This window comes from Streptomyces sp. NPDC029169 (assembly GCF_055563935.1).
In genome coordinates this window covers 16,328-36,266 of sequence record NZ_JBVHXA010000013.1, presented here as the reverse complement: position 1 = coordinate 36,266, position 19,939 = coordinate 16,328, and the positions used below count along the sequence as shown (strand labels likewise).

Annotated in this window: 17 protein-coding genes; 10 read left to right on the top strand and 7 right to left on the bottom strand. The window is 71.9% G+C overall.

What is annotated here, in order from left to right; all coding sequences use genetic code 11:
* Positions 1-26 precede the first annotated feature (26 nt).
* From ACZ4VI_RS23240 to ACZ4VI_RS23225, 4 genes are all read right to left on the bottom strand, one after another.
* Positions 27-452, bottom strand: coding sequence for a hypothetical protein (locus ACZ4VI_RS23240; RefSeq protein ID WP_468001966.1), 426 nt, complete (start codon positions 450-452; stop codon positions 27-29).
* Between the two features lie 193 nt (positions 453-645).
* Complete coding sequence (locus ACZ4VI_RS23235; RefSeq protein ID WP_468001964.1) at positions 646-2,328, bottom strand: thiamine pyrophosphate-binding protein; 1,683 nt, start codon at positions 2,326-2,328, stop codon at positions 646-648.
* 436 nt (positions 2,329-2,764) lie between these two features.
* Positions 2,765-3,742 carry an agmatinase gene (gene speB, locus ACZ4VI_RS23230; RefSeq protein WP_468001962.1) on the bottom strand — a complete coding sequence of 326 codons (978 nt, stop codon included), beginning with the start codon at positions 3,740-3,742 and terminating at the stop codon, positions 2,765-2,767.
* 85 nt (positions 3,743-3,827) lie between these two features.
* The gene (locus tag ACZ4VI_RS23225) at positions 3,828-5,324 is read right to left on the bottom strand and encodes a sodium:solute symporter family protein (protein ID WP_468001960.1); all 1,497 of its coding nucleotides are present in this window, start codon (positions 5,322-5,324) and stop codon (positions 3,828-3,830) included.
* 185 nt (positions 5,325-5,509) lie between these two features.
* On the opposite strand from ACZ4VI_RS23225, the gene ACZ4VI_RS23220 reads away from it, so the two are divergent.
* The 4 genes from ACZ4VI_RS23220 to ACZ4VI_RS23205 all read left to right on the top strand — a co-directional run bounded on the left by ACZ4VI_RS23220 (position 5,510) and on the right by ACZ4VI_RS23205 (position 10,419).
* Positions 5,510-6,937: a PucR family transcriptional regulator gene (locus tag ACZ4VI_RS23220; protein ID WP_468001958.1), complete on the top strand. Its 1,428-nt coding sequence runs from the start codon at positions 5,510-5,512 to the stop codon at positions 6,935-6,937.
* Between the two features lie 139 nt (positions 6,938-7,076).
* Complete coding sequence (locus ACZ4VI_RS23215) at positions 7,077-8,234, top strand: acyl-CoA dehydrogenase family protein (protein ID WP_468001956.1); 1,158 nt, start codon at positions 7,077-7,079, stop codon at positions 8,232-8,234.
* A gap of 3 nt (positions 8,235-8,237) precedes the next feature.
* Entirely contained in the window at positions 8,238-9,101 is an 864-nt protein-coding gene (gene tesB / locus ACZ4VI_RS23210) for an acyl-CoA thioesterase II (RefSeq protein ID WP_468001954.1), read from the top strand.
* 139 nt (positions 9,102-9,240) lie between these two features.
* Positions 9,241-10,419 (top strand): carboxylate-amine ligase, encoded by a 1,179-nt coding sequence (locus ACZ4VI_RS23205; protein ID WP_468001952.1) that lies wholly within the window; start codon positions 9,241-9,243, stop codon positions 10,417-10,419.
* A gap of 4 nt (positions 10,420-10,423) precedes the next feature.
* Here the strand turns inward: ACZ4VI_RS23205 and ACZ4VI_RS23200 are convergent, their stop codons facing one another.
* The 3 genes from ACZ4VI_RS23200 to ACZ4VI_RS23190 all read right to left on the bottom strand — a co-directional run bounded on the left by ACZ4VI_RS23200 (position 10,424) and on the right by ACZ4VI_RS23190 (position 13,450).
* Positions 10,424-11,215, bottom strand: coding sequence for a phosphatase (locus ACZ4VI_RS23200; RefSeq protein WP_468001950.1), 792 nt, complete (start codon positions 11,213-11,215; stop codon positions 10,424-10,426).
* A gap of 142 nt (positions 11,216-11,357) precedes the next feature.
* On the bottom strand, positions 11,358-12,704 hold the full coding sequence (locus tag ACZ4VI_RS23195; protein ID WP_468001948.1) for an AfsR/SARP family transcriptional regulator: 1,347 nt from the start codon (positions 12,702-12,704) through the stop codon (positions 11,358-11,360).
* A gap of 323 nt (positions 12,705-13,027) precedes the next feature.
* Positions 13,028-13,450 (bottom strand): MarR family winged helix-turn-helix transcriptional regulator, encoded by a 423-nt coding sequence (locus tag ACZ4VI_RS23190; protein ID WP_468001945.1) that lies wholly within the window; start codon positions 13,448-13,450, stop codon positions 13,028-13,030.
* A 112-nt stretch (positions 13,451-13,562) separates the two neighbouring features.
* On the opposite strand from ACZ4VI_RS23190, the gene ACZ4VI_RS23185 reads away from it, so the two are divergent.
* The 6 genes from ACZ4VI_RS23185 to ACZ4VI_RS23160 all read left to right on the top strand — a co-directional run bounded on the left by ACZ4VI_RS23185 (position 13,563) and on the right by ACZ4VI_RS23160 (position 19,911).
* The gene (locus tag ACZ4VI_RS23185; RefSeq protein WP_468001943.1) at positions 13,563-15,008 is read left to right on the top strand and encodes an MFS transporter; all 1,446 of its coding nucleotides are present in this window, start codon (positions 13,563-13,565) and stop codon (positions 15,006-15,008) included.
* A gap of 334 nt (positions 15,009-15,342) precedes the next feature.
* Positions 15,343-15,663: a hypothetical protein gene (locus ACZ4VI_RS23180; protein WP_468001941.1), complete on the top strand. Its 321-nt coding sequence runs from the start codon at positions 15,343-15,345 to the stop codon at positions 15,661-15,663.
* A 77-nt stretch (positions 15,664-15,740) separates the two neighbouring features.
* Positions 15,741-16,955 carry an acyl-CoA dehydrogenase family protein gene (locus ACZ4VI_RS23175; protein WP_468001939.1) on the top strand — a complete coding sequence of 405 codons (1,215 nt, stop codon included), beginning with the start codon at positions 15,741-15,743 and terminating at the stop codon, positions 16,953-16,955.
* Positions 16,952-17,830 (top strand): hypothetical protein, encoded by an 879-nt coding sequence (locus ACZ4VI_RS23170; RefSeq protein WP_468001938.1) that lies wholly within the window; start codon positions 16,952-16,954, stop codon positions 17,828-17,830. The genes ACZ4VI_RS23175 and ACZ4VI_RS23170 overlap by 4 nt, the downstream gene beginning before the upstream one ends.
* Positions 17,827-18,801: a ThiF family adenylyltransferase gene (locus ACZ4VI_RS23165; protein ID WP_468001936.1), complete on the top strand. Its 975-nt coding sequence runs from the start codon at positions 17,827-17,829 to the stop codon at positions 18,799-18,801. Before ACZ4VI_RS23170 ends, ACZ4VI_RS23165 begins: the two co-directional genes overlap by 4 nt.
* Before the next feature lie 69 nt (positions 18,802-18,870).
* Positions 18,871-19,911, top strand: a complete 1,041-nt coding sequence (locus ACZ4VI_RS23160; protein WP_468001934.1) for a TauD/TfdA family dioxygenase — start codon at positions 18,871-18,873, stop codon at positions 19,909-19,911.
* The last annotated feature ends 28 nt before the right edge of the window (positions 19,912-19,939 follow it).

The following is a 19,939-nucleotide window of genomic DNA, read 5'->3' as shown; positions in this document are numbered from 1 at the left end:
GTGGGATTTCATCCCACGGGAGCGAACTAGAAGGGACCGGGCAGGAACACGGAGATGTCGTTGCCGGTGTCCTCGATCAGGACATTGCTCCAGACCAGGGTCATCGGCGGGCTGCACTTCGGCTGGAACGTGGCGGTGACCGTGATGGTGAAGTTGGCCTTGCCGTTCTGGACCGGAACCGTCTGAGTGGCCCCGAAGCCCTCCTTGTTCTCGGCCTGCGGCTCCTGCTTACCGCGGTTGACGCACTGCGCTTCAGCCGTCACCGAGAGGTCGACGGACTGCTGGTTGCCGAGGCCGGCTTCCTTGCCCTTGACCGTCAGGGTGCTACCGGAGGTGGTCACGGAGGGAGTGCCGACGAAGTGAGGACTGACGGCTTCGGCGGAGGGGGCGAGAAAGCCCACGAGGGCGATGGCCACCCCTGCGGGCAGCAGGAAGGGTGAGTGACGACGCATGAGGCTTCACCTCGATAGGGAAACTCAGGCTGCGATGATTACCGTATGTAGTCGACTGAGGTCCTGCGACTCCTCCAAATGGCCGCATATGCCAAAAGAATATGCCTACTTGATGGTACGAACAAGGACGCCCGAGACCACGCACAGTCACCGACCGGTGATGCGTGCGTGGCCTCGGGCGCGTCCTCGCTGATCAGAGGTGCGTCGGCTCGAACATCCGCAGCAGGGCCGGGAGGACCACCACCGAGGGGCCCGGGGTTGCCAGGGACTTGGTGAGGTCCGTCGTCAGGGACTCCGGGGTCGTGCGGACCGCCGGGACGCCGAAGGATTCCGCGAGGGCGACGAAGTCCGGGCGGGTCAGTTCGGTGGCCGTCGCCTCGCCGAAGGCGTCCGTCATGTACTCGCGCAGGATGCCGTAGCCGCCGTCGTCGACGATCAGCCACGTCACGTTCGAGCCGTACTGCTTCGCCGTCGCCAGCTCCGCGATCGAGTACATCGCGCCGCCGTCGCCCGAGACCGCGAGCACCGGGCGGGTCGGGTCGGCCGCCGCCGCGCCGAGGGCGGCGGGGAAGCCGTAGCCGAGGCCGCCGGCGCCCTGGGCCGAGTGCATGGTGTTCGGGTGGCGGGCGTCGAAGGCCGACCAGGCCCAGTAGGCCAGGATCGTCATGTCCCAGAAGCTCGGCGAGTCGTCCGGCAGCGCCTCCCGCACCGCCGCCACGATCCGCTGCTCCAGGCCGAGGTCCTGCGCCGCGATCCGGTCCCTGACCTTCGTCAGGACGGCCTTCACGCGGTCCGGGGCCGTCGGGTCCTCCCGTACCTCCACCGTCTCCAGGAGCGCCTGGAGCGCGAGGCGGGCGTCCGCGTGGATACCGAGGGCCGGGTGGTTGGACTCCAGCTTGCCCGCGTCCGCCTCGATCTGGATCACCCGGCCGCGCGGGGCGAACGTGTGGTAGTTCGAGGACAGCTCGCCGAGGCCCGAGCCGACGACCAGCAGGACGTCCGCGTCCTCCAGGAAGTCGGTGGTGTGCCGGTCCTCCAGCCAGGACTGGAGCGACAGCGGGTGCTCCCAGGGAAAGGCGCCCTTGCCGCCGAAGGTGGTGACCACGGGCGCGTCGATCCGCTCGGCGAGCGCGCGCAGCTTGCCGGACGCGTCGGAGCGTACGACTCCGCCGCCCGCGATGATCGCGGGCCGCTCGGCGTTCGCCAGCAGGTGCGCCGCGACCGCCGTCAGCTCGGGGCGCGGCACGACCTCCTCGGGCGTCGCGTCCATCGCCGTCACCACCGGCAGGGACGTCTCCGCGAGCAGCACGTCCTGCGGGATCTCCACCCACACCGGGCCGTGCGGGGCGGTCAGCGCCGACTCCCAGGCCGCCGCGATCGCCGAGGGGATCTGCGACTGCGTACGGACGGTGTGCACGGACTTCACGATGTCCCGGAAGGACGCCTGCTGGTCGCGCAGCTCATGGAGGTAACCGTGCCGCCCGCCACCGAGCCCGGCCACCGGGACCTGGCTGCCGATAGCGAGGACGGGCGCGGAGGCCGCCGCCGCCTCCTGGAGCGCGGCGAGGGACATCAGCGCCCCGGGGCCGGTGGAGAGCAGCAGCGGGGCGGCCTCGCCGGTCATCCGGCCGTACGCGTCGGCCGCGAAACCCGCGTTGTTCTCGACACGCACCCCGACGTACCGCAGGCTCGACCGGCGAAGCGCGTCGAACATCCCGAGCGCGTGCTGCCCGGGCAGCCCGAACACGGTGGTCGCACCGAGCCCGGCAAGCGTCTCGACGACGAGGTCCCCGCCGTTGCGCCCGGCGGGCGGATTGAGGGCGGCGGCGGTCTGCGCGGCGGTGGGGCGCAGGACCAGGTCGTGGTCGTGGGTCATGAACGGTCCCCTCGCGGGTGTGGCTGGCGGATCGGATACGGCCCGCGGGGCGGCGGCGCGCCGCGGCACGCGGTGCGGCACGCGGGGCGGTGGCGCCCCCGCACGGTGAGTATGCCGCGCTAGCTCGCACCGTCGCGGTCCGCCTGCCCGGCCGCCCCCGCCGACAGGCGGCGAGGCCGAGCCGGACCGGGCGGGCGGGTCGGCAGACGGACTGACGGCCGGCGGCGGGTCGGCGGCCGCCGGGCTTGCGGGCTGCAGCCGGTGGGCTGTGCCCGGGGGCGGCGGCCGGTGGCTGCCGCCCCACGGCGGTGGGCTGTGGCCGGTGGGCTGCCGTCCCCACGGCGGTGGGCTGGGCCGAGGCGGCCGCCGCCCCCGGCGGTAGGCGGTAGCCGCGGCCGGGCGGCCCGGTGACTGGCCGGGCCGGGGCCCTCGGGGTCTAGTTCGCGTCCCGGGCCGCCGCGATCTGGCGGGACATGATCGTCGTCAGTTCGTACGCCGTGTGCGAGGCCGCGACCGCCGTGATCTCCGCGTGGTCGTACGCCGGGGCCACCTCGACGACGTCCGCCGAGACCAGGTTGCAGGAGGACAGGCCGCGCAGGATCTCCAGGAGTTCGCGCGAGGTCATGCCGCCCGCCTCCGGGGTGCCGGTGCCGGGGGCGTGGGCCGGGTCGAGGCAGTCGATGTCGATGGAGATGTACAGCGGGCGGTCGCCGATGCGCTGGCGCAGCTGGTCGGCCACCTCGTCGGCGCCGCGGCGGTAGATGTCCGCCGAGGTGACGATGCCGAAGCCCATCTTCTCGTCGTCGGTGAGGTCCTGCTTGCCGTACAGCGGACCGCGCGTACCGACGTGCGACAGGGCGGACGTGTCGAGGATGCCCTCCTCGACGGCCCGGCGGAACGGCGTGCCGTGGGTGTACTCGGCGCCGAAGTACGTGTCCCAGGTGTCGAGGTGCGCGTCGAAGTGCAGCAGCGCGACCGGGCCGTGCTTCTTGGCGACCGAGCGCAGCAGCGGCAGCGCGACGGTGTGGTCGCCGCCGAGGGTCATCATGCGGGCGCCGGTCGCGAGCAGGTCGTCCGCCGCGGCCTCGATCGTCTCGACGGCCTCGTTGATGTTGAAGGGGTTGGCGGCGATGTCACCGGCGTCGGCAACCTGCGCCAGGGCGAACGGCGAGGCGTCCTGCGCCGGGTTGTACGGGCGCAGCAGGCGGGAGGCCTCGCGGATGGCGTTGCCGCCGAAGCGGGCGCCGGGGCGGTAGGAGACACCGCTGTCGAAGGGGATGCCGACCACGGCGACGTCGGCGGTGCCGACCTCGTCGAGTCGCGGCAGCCGGGCGAACGTCGCAGGCCCTGCGTACCGCGGGATGCGGGACGAGTCGATCGGGCCGCGGAATGCGTTCTGGTCGCTGCTGCTCATGGTCGGGTCCTCCTGGGGTGTATCGGTGGTTTCCGGTCGGGGCCCGAGGGTCGTCTCGGGGCCCGACCGGGAGTCTGCGGTGCGGTCAGCCGGTCGCGGCAGCCGGCACGGTCTCCGGCGTCGTCGGGTCGTCGGCGTCGAGCGGGGTGTCCTGGCCCGCCAGCCGGGCCCGCCAGTTCGCGAGCACGGCGGCGTCCGTCGGGCGGGTCGCCAGGGAAACGATCACATACGCGGCAAGCGAAGCCAACAAACCATAGTAAACAGGCTCATTTGCCAAGATTCCGTAAGACCACATCAGGCCAATGACGGACAGGCCGCCGACGGTGACCGCGGCCAGGGCTCCCTGCACGGTGCCGCGGCGCCACAGCAGGCCGCCGAGGATCGGCACGAGCAGGCCGGCGACCAGCAGGTTGTACGCGACGGTCAGCGCCTGGATCACGTCGTTCAGGGCGATGGCGATGGCGATCGTGGCGATGCCCATGAGCAGGATGAAGAGGCGGTTGCCCTTCACCTCGTCGTGGTCCTCGCCGCCGTTGCCGGCGCCTGCGGTGGTCAGCCCGCGCAGCCTCGACCAGATGTCGTTGTTGGCGACGGTGGCGCAGGCGATCAGCGCGCCGGAGGAGGTCGACATGACGGCGGCGAGCGCGGCGGCGAGGACCAGGCCCCGCACACCCATCGGCAGCTGCTCCTTGACGATGGTCGCGAAGGCGTCGTCGGCGCTGGGCAGCTTGGGGTAGAGCACCTTGGCCGCGGTGCCGATGACAGCGCCGGCCAGGGCGTACACGAGGCAGTACGTACCGGCGACGGTGCCGCCCCACTTGGCGACCTTGTCGGTCCGGGCGGTGAAGACCCGCTGCCAGATGTCCTGGCCGATGAGCATGCCGAAGGTGTAGATCAGCACGTACGTGAAGATCGTCTCGCCGCCGATGCCGAGCGGCGCGAAGTACTCGGTGGGCAGCTGGGCCTTCATCTCGGCGAAGCCGCCGGCCTTGATCACGGCGATGGGCAGCAGCAGGATCAGCACGCCGACGGTCTTCACCACGAACTGCACCATGTCGGTGAGGGTGATGGACCACATGCCGCCGAGGGTCGAGTACGCGACGACGATGGCGCCGCCCAGGACGATCGCGAGCGTGCGGGGCAGGTCGAAGAGGACGTCGAAGATCGTGGCGTACGCGATGGTCGAGGTGACCGCGAGCATCAGCGTGTACGCCCACATGACCACGCCCGAGATGACGCCGGCCCTGCCGCCGTAGCGCAGGTCGAGCATCTCGGAGACTGTGTAGACCTTCAGCCGGGCGATGCGGGCGGAGAAGAAGACGCTCAGCGCCAGCAGGCCGAGGCCGATGGTGAAGACCATCCAGGCGCCGGAGAGGCCGTACTTGTAGCCGAGGCCCACACCGCCGATCGTCGAGGCGCCGCCGAGGACGATGGCGGCCATGGTCCCGGAGTACATCCAGGGCCCGAGCCGGCGGCCCGCGACCAGGAACTCGCTCTTGGACTTGGCGCGGCGCATGCCCCACCAGCCCATCGCGAGCATGCCGGCCAAGTACAGGACGATCACTGTGTAGTCGACGGCCATGGGGCCCTCCCTCGTTCACTTCGGTGGCGTGTCGTGCGGTGGAGTGACTCCAGTGACTGATCGCGGGGACATCCGCCCGTACCCGCGGCCGCTGGATGGCATGAGGTTAGGTGGCCGGAAAGCGACGCTGAAGCGTATGTTTCATCCACTGCCAGCCCGGTGCGATGTACGAAAGGTCCATAGCGATGCCCGCGCAGGAACCCACGTCGACACCACCCGCCCCACCCGTCTCTCTGGCCGCCCTGCTGAGCCGCAAGGACCTCGGGCTGCGGCTCCTGGCCGGCCCGGGCGAGACCGCCATCCACTGGGTGCACACCTCCGAGATGGCGGACCCGTATCCGTATCTGCTCGGCGGCGAGCTGCTGATGACGGCGGGCGTGCAGCTCACGGATCCGGAGCACTACGTCGAGCGGGTGGTTGAGGCGGGGGCGGCGGCGCTCGGTTTCGGCGTCGCGCCGGTGTACGACACGGTGCCCGCGGCCCTGGTCTCCGCGTGCGAGCGGCACGGTCTTCCGCTGCTCGAAGTGCCGCAGGACACGCCGTTCACGGCGGTGGCCAGGGCGGTGTGGCGGCTGATGGCGGAGGCTCGCCACCGGGAGCTGCGCCGGGTGACCGAGGCCCAGCAGTCGCTCGCGGCGGCGGCGGCCAGGCCGGCGCCGGTCCCGGCGGTCCTCGGCGCGCTCGCGTCCCGGCTCGGCGGGCGCGCGGTGCTCTACGCGGCGGACGGCAGCCCGTACGCGGCGGCGGGCCGGGAACTTCCGGGCGCGGTGTCCCAGGCGCTCAGGGAGCTGGCGGGGGTGGTGGGCCCCCGGCCCGGCGGCCCGGCCTCCGCGAGCGGCGAGGGCGAGGGGCTGCGGCTCGCCGCGTACGCGCTGGGCGGCGGCGACGGGCTGACCCTGGGGGTCGCGACGGAGAGCCGGGAGCCCGGTGACCACACGATCGCGGGCGTCGCGGTCGTCCTGCTCTCGCTGCTGACCGCCCCGCACCGCGGCGCCGACGTCTCGGCCCGGGACGCGGCCCTGGTCCGCCTCCTCCTCGGCACCCCACCGGAGGAGGCCGCCCCGACCCTCGGCCCGGGCCCCTGGACCGTCGTCCACGCGCGGGGCGGCGACGACACCCCGTTCGCGGCCCCAAGCCTGGCGGCGGCCCTGGGCACGTCGCTGGTGGAGGCGGGCGCCGGCCACGTACGGCTCCTGCTGCCCGCCGCCTCCCCCGTCACCCCGCAGCCCGGCTGGACTCTCGGGGTCAGCTCCCCCGTCGAGGCCCGCGACCTCGCCGCCGCCGACGCCCAGGCCGCGCGGGCGCTGCGCAGGGCCGAGGCCGCCCGCACGGCGCTCGTACGGCACCGGCCCGCCGGGTTCGGCGGGCTCATGGACGAGGCGGAGGCCGCCGCGTACGCCCGGACCCTCCTCGCGCCGCTCAACGAGCCGCTGACCGAGACCCTCCGCACCTGGCTCTCCCTCCACGGCAACTGGGACCGCACGGCCGTCGCCCTGGACATCCACCGCAACACCGTCCGCCAGCGCATCGCCCGCTGCGCCACGCTCCTCGCCATGGACCTGGACGACGCCGACGTACGGATGGAGCTGTGGTTCGCCCTCGGCCGTGTGTGACCGGCCGAGGAGGCGACGTGATATGGGCAACCATGGGGCCGAAGATCTGGACAGTGGCGCGAACCGATGGGTAACTTGGCTGAGCAAGCGCTTAGGCATATCAGATACCCGTAGGACGGGACTCCGAAGGAGGCGGCTCGTGCGCCGTACGGTATTCAACGAGGACCACGAGGCGTTCCGGGAGACCATCCGCGCCTTCATCGAGGCCGAGGTCGTCCCCGTCTACGACGAGTGGTTCGCCGCGGGCCAGGCGCCGCGCGAGTTCTACGGCAAGCTCGGCGAGCTGGGCATCTTCGGCATCAACGTCCCCGAGGAGTTCGGCGGCGCGGGCCTGGACACCCACAAGTTCGAGGCCGTCCTCTACGAGGAGACCTCGCGCGCGGGCGTGCAGTTCGGCGGCTCCGGCGTGCACGTGCTGCTCGCCCTGCCCTACATCAAGATGCTGGCCGACGACGAGCAGAAGAAGCGGTACCTGCCGAAGTTCGTCACCGGCGAGGAGATGTGGGCGCTGGCGATGACCGAGCCGGGCACCGGCTCCGACGTCGCGGGCATGAAGACCACGGCCAAGCTCTCCGAGGACGGGACGCACTACGTCCTCAACGGCGCCAAGACCTTCATCACCGGTGGCGTCCACGCCGACCGCGTGATCGTCTGTGCCCGTACGTCCGCCCCGACGGCCGAGGACCGCCGCTTCGGCATCTCCCTCTTCGCCGTGGACACCAAGTCCGAGGGCTACTCCATCGGCCGCAAGCTCGACAAGCTCGGCCTGCGCACCTCCGACACCGCCGAGCTGGCCTTCGTCGACGTGAAGGTGCCGGTCGAGGACCTCCTCGGCGAGGAGGGCAAGGGCTTCTACTACCTCGGCCACAACCTGGCCTCCGAGCGCTGGGGCATCGCCTTCGGTGCGTACGCGCAGGCCAAGGCCGCCGTCCGGTTCGCGCAGCAGTACGTCACGGACCGCACGGTCTTCGGCAAGCCGGTCGCGCACTTCCAGAACACCAAGTTCGAGCTGGCCGCCTGCCAGGCCGAGGTGGACGCCGCCGAGGCCGTCGCCGACCGCGCCCTGGAGGCCCTGGACGCCGGCGAGCTGACCCCGGCCGAGGCCGCGAGCGCGAAGCTCTTCTGCACCGAGGTCGCGCACCGCGTCATCGACCGCTGCCTCCAGCTGCACGGCGGATACGGCTACATGAACGAGTACCCGATCGCGCGCCTCTACGCCGACAACCGCGTCAACCGCATCTACGGCGGCACCAGCGAGATCATGAAGTCGATCATCGCGAAGTCGATGGGCCTGTAGTCGGTGCCCGAGGCTCTGGACGCTCTGCTCGATCTGCTCGACCTGGAGCAGATCGAGCGGAACTTCTTCCGGGGACAGTCCCGTTCCGCCGTCGTCCCCCGCGTCTTCGGCGGCCAGGTGGCCGCCCAGGCGCTGGTGGCGGCGGGCCGGACGGTCCCCGATGACCGGCTCGCCCACTCCCTCCACGCGTACTTCCTGCGCGCCGGGGACCCGGGCGCGCCGATCGTCTACAGCGTCGACCGGATCCGCGACGGCCGCTCCTTCACCACCCGCCGGGTCGTCGCCATCCAGCACGGGCAGCCGATCTTCCACCTTTCCGCGTCCTTCCAGACGTACGAGGAGGGCCTGGAGCACCAGTACGACATGCCCGCCGCGCCGGACCCGGAGTCCCTGCCGACGGCCGCCGAGATGCTTCCCCGGCACCTCCCGGCGGACGTGGCCGCGCGCCTGGTCGAGGCGCGGGCCGCGGTAGATCTGCGGTACGCCGACGTGCCGCCGTGGGGCTCGGTCGGGGAGCCGCGCGAGCCGCGCTCGCAGGTCTGGTTCCGTACGAACGGCAAGCTGGCCGACGATCCGCTCCTCCACGTCTGCCTGGCGACGTACGTCTCCGACATGACGCTGCTCGACTCGGTGCTGCTCGCCCACGGGCGGGGCGGCTGGGCGGTCGGCGACGTCGTCGGGGCCTCCCTGGACCACGCGATGTGGTTCCACCGCCCGTTCCGGGCCGACGAATGGCTGCTGTACGACCAGGAGTCACCGTCCGCCTCGGGCGGCCGGGGCCTGGGCCAGGCGCGGATCTACACGCAGGACGGCCGGCTGGCGATCTCCGTCATCCAGGAGGGCGTCGTCCGCGTCCCGCGCGGCTAAGGCCTGAGAGACCGGCCCTTGGGGCCGCCCGCGCAGGGAATCGGCCATGTGGCCTCATCGAGGTCTGCCGGGGTCGGCGAAGGATGCCTATCGTCGGTCAGCGTGGGCGTTTCGTGCTCTGCGGCGGGCTGGAGGTGGCATGCGGGAGTCTGGCGCGAGCAGCGTCGAGGCGTGGCCGGTGCGGCACGGGGGGCTCGGACTGACCATGGGGGTGGAGGAGGAGTTCGTCCTGGCGGATGCCGTGACCCGCGAACCTGCCCTCACGGCGGACGCGGTGGTCACCGAGGCCGGCCGGCTGGCGGGTGTCCGGCACGTGGTGGCCGAGCTGGCCCAGGCGCAGGTGGAGACGGTCAGCGGCGTGTGCAGCAACGCCCGGGAGCTGCGTGCGGAGATCGCCCGGCTGCGGAGGTGCACGGCCCGTGCGGCGCACGAGCGCGGCTGTCTGCTGGTGGCCTCCGGCACCTCCGCACTCGGCAGCCCCGGACCACCTCCCGTCCTGGACAAGCCGCGCTATCACACCATCGCCGCCCGGTTCGGACCGCTCCTTGAGCAGTTGTGCGCGAACGCCTGCCATGTGCACATCGGTGTCGCGGACCGGGAGGAAGCCGTACAGGTCGTCAACCACCTGCGGCTGTGGACGCCGGTACTCCTCGCCCTGACGACGAACTCACCGTTCTGCGACGGCCGCGACACCACCCACGCCAGCTGGCGATCCATGCTCTGGGGCCGCTGGCCGACGGCCACGCCACCCCCGTATCTGCGCTCGGTCGAACACTACGAGCAGACCGTCTCGATGCTGGTGGACAGCGGGGCAGCCCTGGACCCGGGCATGATCTACTGGTCCGTCCGCCCCTCCAGGCATGTGCCCACCGTCGAGATCAGGGTCGCCGACGTCATGCCGACCGTCTGCGACACCGTCGGCTACACGCTCCTTGTCCGTGCCCTGGTGGCCGCCGCCCTCGTACAGGTACGCAAGGGACGGGCGGCCCCACCGGTCGAGGACGCCGTCCTGCGCGCCGCGCTGTGGCGGGCGGCTCGCGACGGACTGGCCGGGCAGACCCTGACCGTACCGCTGGGCGGGCCGCCCCGGCTCGTACCGGCCTCGTACATGGTCACGGCACTGCTACGGCACACGAGGCACCATCTCGAGGCCACGGGCGATGCCAGGACGGTGCTCAGATGGCTGACGCTGCTGTGGGTCCATGGCACCGGCGCGGTACGCCAGCACACGGCGTACCGGAGCGGCAAGCGCCTGGAGGACGCGGTGGATGCCGTGGTGGTCGGCACTCAGGACAGCGCGCACGGGGTCGGCGCGTAGGACGTCAGGCGTCGGACCCGTCGGTGGCGAGGCCTGCCGCGTCCAGCAGGTACTCCGTCAGCGGCTCGTAGTACCGGGGGTCCAGGACGTGGTCGTCCAGGGGGATCGTGACCTGCATCGTGCCCTCGGCCTCGCCGATGAAGAGGGCGGGGTCGTTGCAGTCGGCGTAGCCGACGGAGTCGATGCCCCACTGGCCCGCGCGGCCCGCCCAGCCGTGGTCGGCGACGACGAGATCCGGGCGGCCGTCCTCGCCGAGGGCGTTCAGAATCGCGTTCATGGGTTCCGGCGAATGGGTGTGCCAGAGGGTCGCGCCCCGCTCGAAGACGGCCACGTCGGCGAACTGCACGACGTACCCCTCGTCGGCGGTGAGCCCGCCGGGGATCCGTACGATGTCGCAGCCCCTGGCCCGCAGCGCGGCGGCGACCCGGCTGTGGACGTCGATCAGCGCGCCGGGGTGCCCGGTCGCGAACAGCACCCGCTCCTTCCCCGCGGCGGCCTTGCGCAGGCGCGCGGCCGTCCGGTCGAGGGCGTCGACGGTCAGCTCGGGGTCGATGGTGTCCTGGCCGGTGCGGTGGGCGGGGTCGTCGTTCACCCCGCACCGCTCGGCCATCACGGCGAGCACGTCCTGCTCGTCGGTCCACCGGTCGCCGAGCTCCAGGCCGAGCCAGTAGTGCCGGTCGCCGTTGGCGAGCTTGCGGTAGTGGGAGAGGTTGTTGTCGCGCGGGGTGGCGACATCGCCCGCGATCCGGGTCCGGACAAGGTGCTCGACGAGGGCGGGGCGACTGAGTATCGGCATGCGCCCCATTGTGCCGGGCCATGGCCCCTCTTGTGCCGGGCCACGGCCCCTCGCCGCCCCGGGTCGGCGATTGCCGTCCCGATCCCGGGGCGGGGCGATCGCCCCGCCCCGGGATCGGGCACCCGGCACCCGGCCCCCGGACCTAGACCGTGATCGCGGTGAACCGGGGAACGGCCTTGTCCCACCCCGGCCAGACGCCGTGGGATCCGGTGCGGGCGGTCAGGACGATGAGCAGGGGGGTCCGGCCCGCCGCGGTGACGATGTCCCCGACGCACTGGGGCACCAGTCGCCCGGCGTGGTGCAGGCGTTCGGCGACGACGACCATGGGGCGCTCGGGGGTGGCCCGCCGCAGGGCGGCCCGCAGGTCCTGGGCGAGATCGGCGCCGTCGGGACCCGACCGGACGTGCCACACGGCGGCCCGGTCGTCTCGCTGGAGCCCGCTCATCAGCTGGGCGACCACGGCGGCCTGGCGCTCCTCGGCGTCGCCCGTCAACGTCACGACGTGCGGGCGCTGCTGTCGCCCCACCAGGTCGACCAGGGCGTGGAGCACATCCAGTTCGGGCTCCGACGGGGTGCGCGGCGCGGTGCTCCGGCTGTCGGGGACCTCGTCCGGACCCGGGAGCGGAAGCTGCTGGACGATCGCGCTGTGCAGGTCCTGGAGCTCCAGGCCGGGGTCCGCGCCGAAGTCGTCCCGGAGGCGCCGGCGCAGTCTCTCGTACGCGCGGAGGGCCTCGTCCCGCCGGCTGGAGCGGTACAGGGCGATCATCAGCAGCCGGTGCGTACGCTCCCGGGACGGGTGCGCGGCGGCCACGCCCTCCAGGCGGTGGATCACCTCGTGAGGTCGGCCGCCCAGCAGTTCGGCCTCGCAGTAGTCCTCCAGGGCGTGGAGCCAGGCTCCGTCGATGGCCGCCGCCTCCGGCCAGTCGGCGCCGGAGTCGACCAGTTCCTGGAGCGCCCGTCCCCGCCACTGTCGTAACGCACCGCGCAGGAGACGGCTCGCCTCTGCGGGCCGGCCGGCGGTCAAGGCGTTGCGGCCCTTGTCCGCGAGAAGGCGGAAGCGTGTCAGGTCGAGATTCTCCGGGGCCGTCCTCAGCACGTATCCGGATCCCTGGCTGGCCAGGGAGGCGACGTGCTCGGGCACTCCACCGCGGGCCAGCACTCCCCGCAGGGCCGAGATCGCGTTCTGGAGCACCTTCCGGGCCGTGGCCGGCGGAGTGCCCTCCGGCCACAGCACGTTCATGAGCTCCGCGGTGGACACCACTTGGTTGGCGTTCAGCAACAGGTGGGCGAGGACGAGCCGTTGGCTCTTGCCCTTCAGCGGGAGCCGGCCCTGTGCCGTCGTGATCTCCAGCGGACCGAGCAGACGGAAGGAGACTCCACGGTCGGTCATGACGGAGAGGCGTTCGCGCGGAAGGTCCTCCAGGACTCCCGGTCCCACCCGCGGGGGGATCGTGGCGGTGGGCGCGGCGAGGCGGCCGGCACCCGGCACAGCGGCGCTCTTCGGTCTTGGAATGGACTGGCTCAGCACATGATCCCCCGTATCAAGCACTACGTGCGGAAGTACGCGCACCGGGGTCATGCCGGTGCTCTGGTCCAACGGGGGCAGCACACCGCCGACCCGGCGCGCGGGCGGCGCGCAGGGCCCATGCCGCGGACCCGCGTACCCGCAGATCCGACTTCCCCCGTACTGTCGATCGCCCCTTTCTGCTCTCACGACTTCTGCTGTCACGACTTCTGCCGTCACGATCGTGAAGGGCATCCGGGGGCGTCCGGCGCCCCGGAGGCTACCAGACGAAAAAGTGCCGAGGGCAACTACTTTTCGCCACGCCCCGCCACGGGAGACCCGAGGACGTCGCGGACCTCCGGGCTCGATTCGAGCAGCTCACGCAGCAACTCCTCCACCGTGGCGGCGGATTGCGCGAAGAGGTGCTTTCCGGTCTCCGTGAGGCGAACGTCGAAGCCCCGGCGATCATTGGCGCAAGGTTTGCGCTCGGCGTACCCGGCGCTCACCATCTGCGCCAGCAAACGGGAGACCTGGGGCTGGCTCCTGGAGGCGCGCGTGCTCAGCTCCCCCGCCCGGATCCAGTCGCCCTCCCGCGCCATGACGTCCATGACCTCGAAGGCGCTGGCGCACAGGCCGTACCGGTCGGAGAGCTGACGTTCCGCGGCCTGAACGATCTGCGCACTGGCGCGGACCATGGCCATCCATCGATCGGTCAGAGCTGTATCCGTCACCCCCCAGATCTTAGGTTCACTCTCCAGGGTTGTCTATGCGTGCGAATGAATGTAGTGTCCCGAGCCGTTCGATGCATTCGCATGGATCAGACTTCAGGAGAACGGAGACGTGGTGACCGAGCAGACGCTGGCACCCCCCGCCACCGAGCAGGCGCCTGAGCACGCACCGGCCAAGGCCCCCTGGACCACCTTGGTGGTGGTCGGCGTCGCTCAGCTCATGGTGATGCTGGACTCGACGGTCGTGAACGTGGCCCTCCCCTCCATCGGAGGAGACCTGCCCGCGGACCAGACGGCCCTCCAGTGGACCATCAGCGCCTACGTCCTGCTGTTCGGCAGCCTGCTCCTCTTCGGCGGCCGCGTCTCGGACGTGTTCGGCCGGCGGCGCACCTTCCTCTCCGGCCTGACCCTCTTCGCCGTGGCCTCCGCGCTCTGCGGCGTCGCGGGGAACCAGGAGCTGCTCGTCGCCGGAAGGGCCGCCCAGGGCGTCGGCGCCGCGCTGCTCTCCGCGGCCGCCCTGTCGGTCATCCTGGCGGTCTACCAGGACGAGGAACAGCGCAAGATCGCCCTGACCGCGTGGAGCGGCCTCGGCGTGATCGGCGCGACGATCGGCGTCGTGCTCGGCGGACTGATCGTCACGGCGGTCAGCTGGCGCTGGGCCTTCCTGATCAACCTTCCCGTGAGCGTCGCCGCCTTCGTCGGCGCACTGCGCAGCATGCCTGCGCTCCGCACCAGCTCGGACCGCAGGCTCCGGCTCCCCTCCGCCCTCGTCTCCACGGCCGGACTCGCCGCCCTGTCCTTCGGCCTGATCCGCCTCCACGAGGGCTTCGGGGACCGCAACGCCTGGATCAGCCTCGGCGCGGCGGTAGTCCTCCTCACCCTGGTGACGTTCATGGAGCTCGGCAAGGACGACCCGCTGCTCCCCCTGCACCTGCTGCGCAAGCCCACCTACTGGCTGTCGAGCATCGGTCTGCTCCTGGTCGCCGCCGTGATGATCAGCAGTTCCTTCCTCGCCAGCATGTACTTCCAGCAGGTCCACGGCATGAGCGCCTTCGCCACCGGGCTCTCCCTGCTGCCCATGGGTCTGGCGGCCCTCGTCGTCGCCATGGTCGCGCCCGCCGTGGCCGGCAAGCTCGGCCTGGGCGGGATGTACGCGCTCGGCGCCACCCTCCAGCTCGTCGGAGCGGGCGTCCTCGCCGCCGGCACCGACGCCGTCTGGCTGACCATCGTCGCCCTCGCCGTCATCGGCGCGGGCCTCCCCGCCTGCTTCGTCCCGCTGTTCGGCATCGGCACCGCGCACGTCAAGGTGGAGGAGTCGGGCGTCGGCTCCGGCCTGCTGAACACCTTCAACGAGAGCGGCGCCGCGCTGGGCATCGCCGTGATCGGCACCATCCTCGCCACCACGATGGACGGCCGCCTCGACAAGGGCGCCTCCGTCCCGGACGCCACCACGTCCGGGGTCGCGAACGGCTTCCTCGCCCTGGCCGTGTGCGCCGCGGTCGCCATCCTGATCGCGCTCGTCCTGCGCCATCTGACCCGGGACGCCCAGCCGGCCGAATAGCCCCCACGGGCGCGCCGTCCGGCCTCCCTTCCCCCTCCCCCATACGTGGGCTTGCAGCTCCCCCGGCTGCAAGCCCACTCGGCGTTTCCGGGGCTCTGAACCCCTTTCCTGAACTCCCGCAATGGACGGCCGATTACCGGCTTGTGGAACGCCGATTCCCCCCGCGTGGAACCTCGCTTTACTTCTTGGACAGCCCCCCTACTGATCGGTAACGTCGAGATCATCCGATGGAGCGGCGCCGCAAAAGCCCTTGATGAATCCATTTCACAAGCCCACCGCCGGCTTTCACCTCTTGATTCCACTGATTCCACCCTCGAAGAGCGAAGGAATGCTCATGGCCATCTCGCCCGAAGAGATCTCCCGCACGCTGTCCGCGGCCGCACAGGGCTCCCCCGCCTGGCAGGCCGCCGGCAGCACCGTCCGCTTCGTGATCTCCGAGCCCGCGGCCGAGTTCACCCTGGACCCCGAGGGGGCCGTGACGGAGGCCGAGCCGACCCACGTCCTCGGCATCGCGTACGGGGACCTCCTGGACCTCGCCGCCGGCCGCCGCACCTTCCTGCGGACCGTGACCAGCCGCCGGGTCTCCGCCCGCGGCCCCGTCATGCAGACGTTCGCCGTCGGCCAGGCCCTGACGACCTTCGCCCTCGAGCGCTGAAACCGCTCGAACCCCTCGAACCCTGGGCGCTGAACCCCTCGAACCCTGGGCGCCGAGCCCTCAGACAAGGAATCACCATGACGACGTACAAGCACAACCCGGCCGACCACCCGCTGCTCGACTCCTCCGAGGCCGGCATCCTGCGCGAGGTCACCGCCTTCGCCCGTGACGAGGTCGCCCCCGGCGCCGCCGAGCGCGACGCCATCGAGAAGGGCCAGGTCGACTGGGAGACCGTCCGCAAGGGCCACGCGCTCGGACTGCTGCGCATGGCCATCCCCCGGGACTTCGGCGGTCTCGGCCTGAGCCAGCTCGGCATCGCCCTCACCCTGGAGGAGCTGGCAGCCGCCGACCCCGGCATGGCGCTGGTCTTCGGCGCCACCGGCCTGTTCCAGACCCCGCTGCTGATCTGCGAGAAGCCGGAGCTCCAGGAGAAGTACCTGCCCAAGTTCCTCGGCCCGGAGCCCGTCCTCGCGTGCAACGCCGTGGCGGAGGAGCGCAACGGGACCGACCTGGTGCTGCCGCAGCACGCGCCGTACGCCCAGGAGATGACCGTCGCCCGCCGCTCGGGCAGCGAGTACCTCCTCACCGGCACCAAGCGCTACATCACCAACGCCCCCGTCGCCACCTACGCCACGATCATGGCGAACCTGGAGGGCGCGCCCGGCTCCACCGGCCTGACCTGCTTCGTCACGGAGCTGGAGCAGGACGGGGTCACCCGCGGCGAGATCCACGACAAGGTCGGATACCGCACCGCCCCGGCCGGCGAGCTGATCCTCGACAACGCGCGCGTGCCCGAGGAGAACGTGATCGGTGACGAGCACGGCGGCTGGGACCTGAACGTCGCCATCGGCAACCTCACCCGCGTCACCTGCGCCGCCGTCGCCACCGGCATCGCCCGCCACGCACTGGACCGTGCCGTCGCCTGGGCCGGGACCCGCAGGCAGGGCGGCAGGCTGCTCTTCGAGCACCAGATGTCCGCCCGCAAGCTCGCCGACATGGCGGCCCGGGTGTCCGCCGCCCGCGCCCTCTACCTCGACGCCGTGCTGAAGGCCGACACCGTCATCCCCACCCCGGCGTACGAGCCGGCCGTCGCCAAGATGGTCGCCGACCGCGCCGCCATCGACAACGCCGACGCCGCCATGGCCCTCATCGGTGCCGCGGCCTTCCAGCGCGAGGACGGCATGGAGCGGGTGCTCCGCGACGCCTACGGCCCGCGGATCTACGAAGGCAGCCCGGAGGCCCTCGCGCTGGTCGTCACCGGCGAGCTCTTCGGCGTGCCGGAGGTCCGATGACCACCGCACTCGCCTCCCAGGCCGACTACCGGGTACGGCTGCTGCACGACACCCGGGCCATCACCCTGCCCGACCTGGAAGCGGGCATCGAGGGTGAGCCGCTGTTCCGCGCCGCCAGCCCCGAGGGGCTCCTCATCCTCACCGTACGGGGCGAGCAGCTGCCCGCCCCGTATCTCGCGGACGTGTACCGGTTCCGGCTGGCGCAGTACCTCCAGCGGGGCTGGGTCAACGAGCAGGTCGCCGCGGAGCGCGGACTCGACGCCGAGCCGTACGACGAGCTCGCCCTCCAGGACCAGCACACGCTGGTCGTCGAGGAGGAGACCGGCCGCCTGCGCGGCTACGGCACGCTGGCCCGCACACGCAGCCCGGAGGGCACCCTCCTCGGGGACGAGGCCCACCGGCCGTTCGTCGTCGAACGCGACTACGAGCTCCGGCTCGCCGACCACCTCGGCGCCGCCACCCCGGCCACGCGCGTGTGGGAGGGCAAGCGCCTGGTCCGCGACTACGCGATGGACCGCTCCCAGGCCGGCGTGTCCGTCCCCTGGTGGGTGTACCGCGGGTGGGCGGAGGGATGCGTCCAGGCCCTGGCCGAGGACGGCGCCGCCGTCGTCGGCGACGGCAAGCCCGGCGTGGCCATCCAGCAGCTGGGGCTGCTCGGCTTCACCGCGCGGATGCTCGACGTGCCCGCGAAGCCCGCGGATCCCACGGACCTGTTCGCGCCCATGTGGAGCCAGGAGCAGCGCTCTTACCCCTTCGTCCTCACCGACGGAGCGGCGCTGAGGCCCACCCTGGCCCACCTCGACGCGATCCTCGCGTCCGGGGAGCCGGGGTCGGTCGGCGGACGGCTCACCGCGTTCCAGGAGGCCAGGGCATGAGCGGCGGTCTGCCCGACATCGGGACGCCCACGGAGGCCCGCGAGCTGGCCGAGGAGGAGTTCTACGCCTCGCTGACCCAGCGCAACCGCGGTCTGATCCCCGCCGAGGTCCAGGACCGGATTCGGCACGCGCCCCTGCTCATCGCGGGCTGCGGGTCCATCGGTGGCGCCACCGTCCAGCCGCTGGGCCGCATGGGCTACCGGGACTTCGTGCTCGCCGACGTCGGCACGTACGAACTCAACAACCTCAACCGGCAGCACGCCACCGTGGACGACCTCGGCCGAAACAAGGCCGAGGTGGGGGCGGCGGCCCTGCGCGCCATCAACCCGCACGTCCGGGCCGAGGTCGTACCGGAGGGCATCACCCGGGAGAACGTCCGGGAGCTGGTCCGCCGGGCGGAGGTCGTCGTCGACGGGGTCGACGTGACCACGCCGGCGGGGCTGCTCGCCAAGGTCGCCCTGCACCAGGAGGCCTGCCGCCAGCGCAAGCCGCTGGTGACGGGCTGGGACATGGCCGGCATGCTCGCGGCGCAGTGCTTCGACTACCGCGTCGTCCGGCGGATCTTCGACGGTCAGCTGCTGCCCGAGGACGCCGAGCGCCTGAGCACCTGGGAAGTGATCTTCCGGATCGCCCCGCGCGGACACATCCCGGGGGAGATGTACCGGGAACTGCGCCACGGCCTGGGCCGGCCCGACTACAGCGTCCCGCAACTGACGGAGGCGGCGACCCAGTTCGGCTCGCTCGCCGTGCACATGGTCAACCAGCTGGTGGCCGGTGAGGACGTGCCGCGCACGGTCGCCGTCGATGTCCACCACATCGCCCTGACGCCCGGCCGCCGGGTCGTCAACCGGGTGAGCCGGCACTGGGAGAAGGCCCGGTTCCTGCGGCACCTGCCACGCGAGCAGGCCTGGCGGGGCTTCGCCCCGGCGGCGGTCTACCGGGCCGGCCGCCGTTCCGGTTCGGCCGCGTAGGAAAAGGACGTTCAGAAAACGACGCTCGGTAGACGTTCAGAAAAGGACGTTCAGAAAAGGAAAGGAAGCATGAGAAAGAAGGAATTCCCGTACGCCGACGCACGCGCGACCGGAATCGTACTGAGCGAGACCGAAGCGGACATCATCGAGGCGGCGGCCCTGGAGATCGCCGCGGATTACTCGGGGTATTCGCTGCACAGCACCGACCTGCTGCACGCGATCGAAATCGCCGCCGCCGCGCTGCCGGCCGAAGTCCGCCGCGCCCTCATCTCCTTCCGCGACAAGGGGAACGAGAGCGGCACGCTGCTGCTGCGCGGTCTGCCCGTGGGCGATCTGCCGGCCACTCCGGACCGGGTGGAGGACGAACCCGCGTGGGCCGACGTCGCGGTGGCGACGATCAGCCAGCTGATGGTGATGTCCGTACTGGGCCGCGCGATCTCCTACAGCGACGAGAAGAACGGCAACCTCGTCCAGGACGTCAGCCCCAAGCGCGGTGCCGAGACGCGCCAGGAGAACAGCGGCTCGATCCTCCTGGAGCTCCACACCGAGGACGGCTTCCACCCCGCCGCCCCGCACTTCCTGAGCCTGATCTGCCTGCGCGGCGACCGGGACGGGGCCGCCGCCACGGTCACCGGCGGGATCGGCGACGTACTGCCGGCCCTCGACCCGCACACCGTCGAGGCGTTGCGCCGCCCGGAGTTCCGGACCAGGTTCTCGAGCTCCTTCGTGCACGACACCGACCACGAGGTCCTCACCCCGCCGATGCCCGTGCTCTCCGGCCCGGAGAACGATCCGGACCTGCGGGTCGACTTCCACGGCACGGTCGGTGTCACCCGGGCGGCCCGCGCGGCGCTGTCCGCGCTGGAGCGGGCCATGCTCGACGCGCTGCGCGGCATCGTCCTCCGGCCCGGCGAGCTGATCATCCTCGACAACCGGCGCACCGTCCACGGCCGCACCGGCTTCACCCCGCGGTACGACGGCGAGGACCGCTGGCTGCGGCGTTCCTTCGCCCTGGCGGACCTGCGCCCGGTCCTCGGCGACCTCGGTGAGGGCCGCAGCCACAACCCGGTCAACGCGTCCGCCGCGGCGCCCACGCTGACCGCCGCCTGACCGGGCGCCCGGGCTGGGGCCCGCACCC

Bases quoted from the DNA above. Each gene is read 5' to 3' on its own strand.
- ACZ4VI_RS23220 (WP_468001958.1), top strand. From the start codon at position 5,510: ATGCCCGCGCAGGAACCCACGTCGACACCACCCGCCCCACCCGTCTCT.
- ACZ4VI_RS23170 (WP_468001938.1), top strand. From the start codon at position 16,952: ATGACCACCGCACTCGCCTCCCAGGCCGACTACCGGGTACGGCTGCTG.
- ACZ4VI_RS23235 (WP_468001964.1), bottom strand. From the start codon at position 2,328: ATGACCCACGACCACGACCTGGTCCTGCGCCCCACCGCCGCGCAGACC.
- ACZ4VI_RS23160 (WP_468001934.1), top strand. From the start codon at position 18,871: ATGAGAAAGAAGGAATTCCCGTACGCCGACGCACGCGCGACCGGAATC.
- ACZ4VI_RS23240 (WP_468001966.1), bottom strand. From the start codon at position 452: ATGCGTCGTCACTCACCCTTCCTGCTGCCCGCAGGGGTGGCCATCGCC.
- ACZ4VI_RS23200 (WP_468001950.1), bottom strand. From the start codon at position 11,215: ATGCCGATACTCAGTCGCCCCGCCCTCGTCGAGCACCTTGTCCGGACC.
- ACZ4VI_RS23165 (WP_468001936.1), top strand. From the start codon at position 17,827: ATGAGCGGCGGTCTGCCCGACATCGGGACGCCCACGGAGGCCCGCGAG.
- ACZ4VI_RS23175 (WP_468001939.1), top strand. From the start codon at position 15,741: ATGACGACGTACAAGCACAACCCGGCCGACCACCCGCTGCTCGACTCC.
- ACZ4VI_RS23225 (WP_468001960.1), bottom strand. From the start codon at position 5,324: ATGGCCGTCGACTACACAGTGATCGTCCTGTACTTGGCCGGCATGCTC.
- ACZ4VI_RS23180 (WP_468001941.1), top strand. From the start codon at position 15,343: ATGGCCATCTCGCCCGAAGAGATCTCCCGCACGCTGTCCGCGGCCGCA.
- speB (WP_468001962.1), bottom strand. From the start codon at position 3,742: ATGAGCAGCAGCGACCAGAACGCATTCCGCGGCCCGATCGACTCGTCC.
- ACZ4VI_RS23205 (WP_468001952.1), top strand. From the start codon at position 9,241: ATGCGGGAGTCTGGCGCGAGCAGCGTCGAGGCGTGGCCGGTGCGGCAC.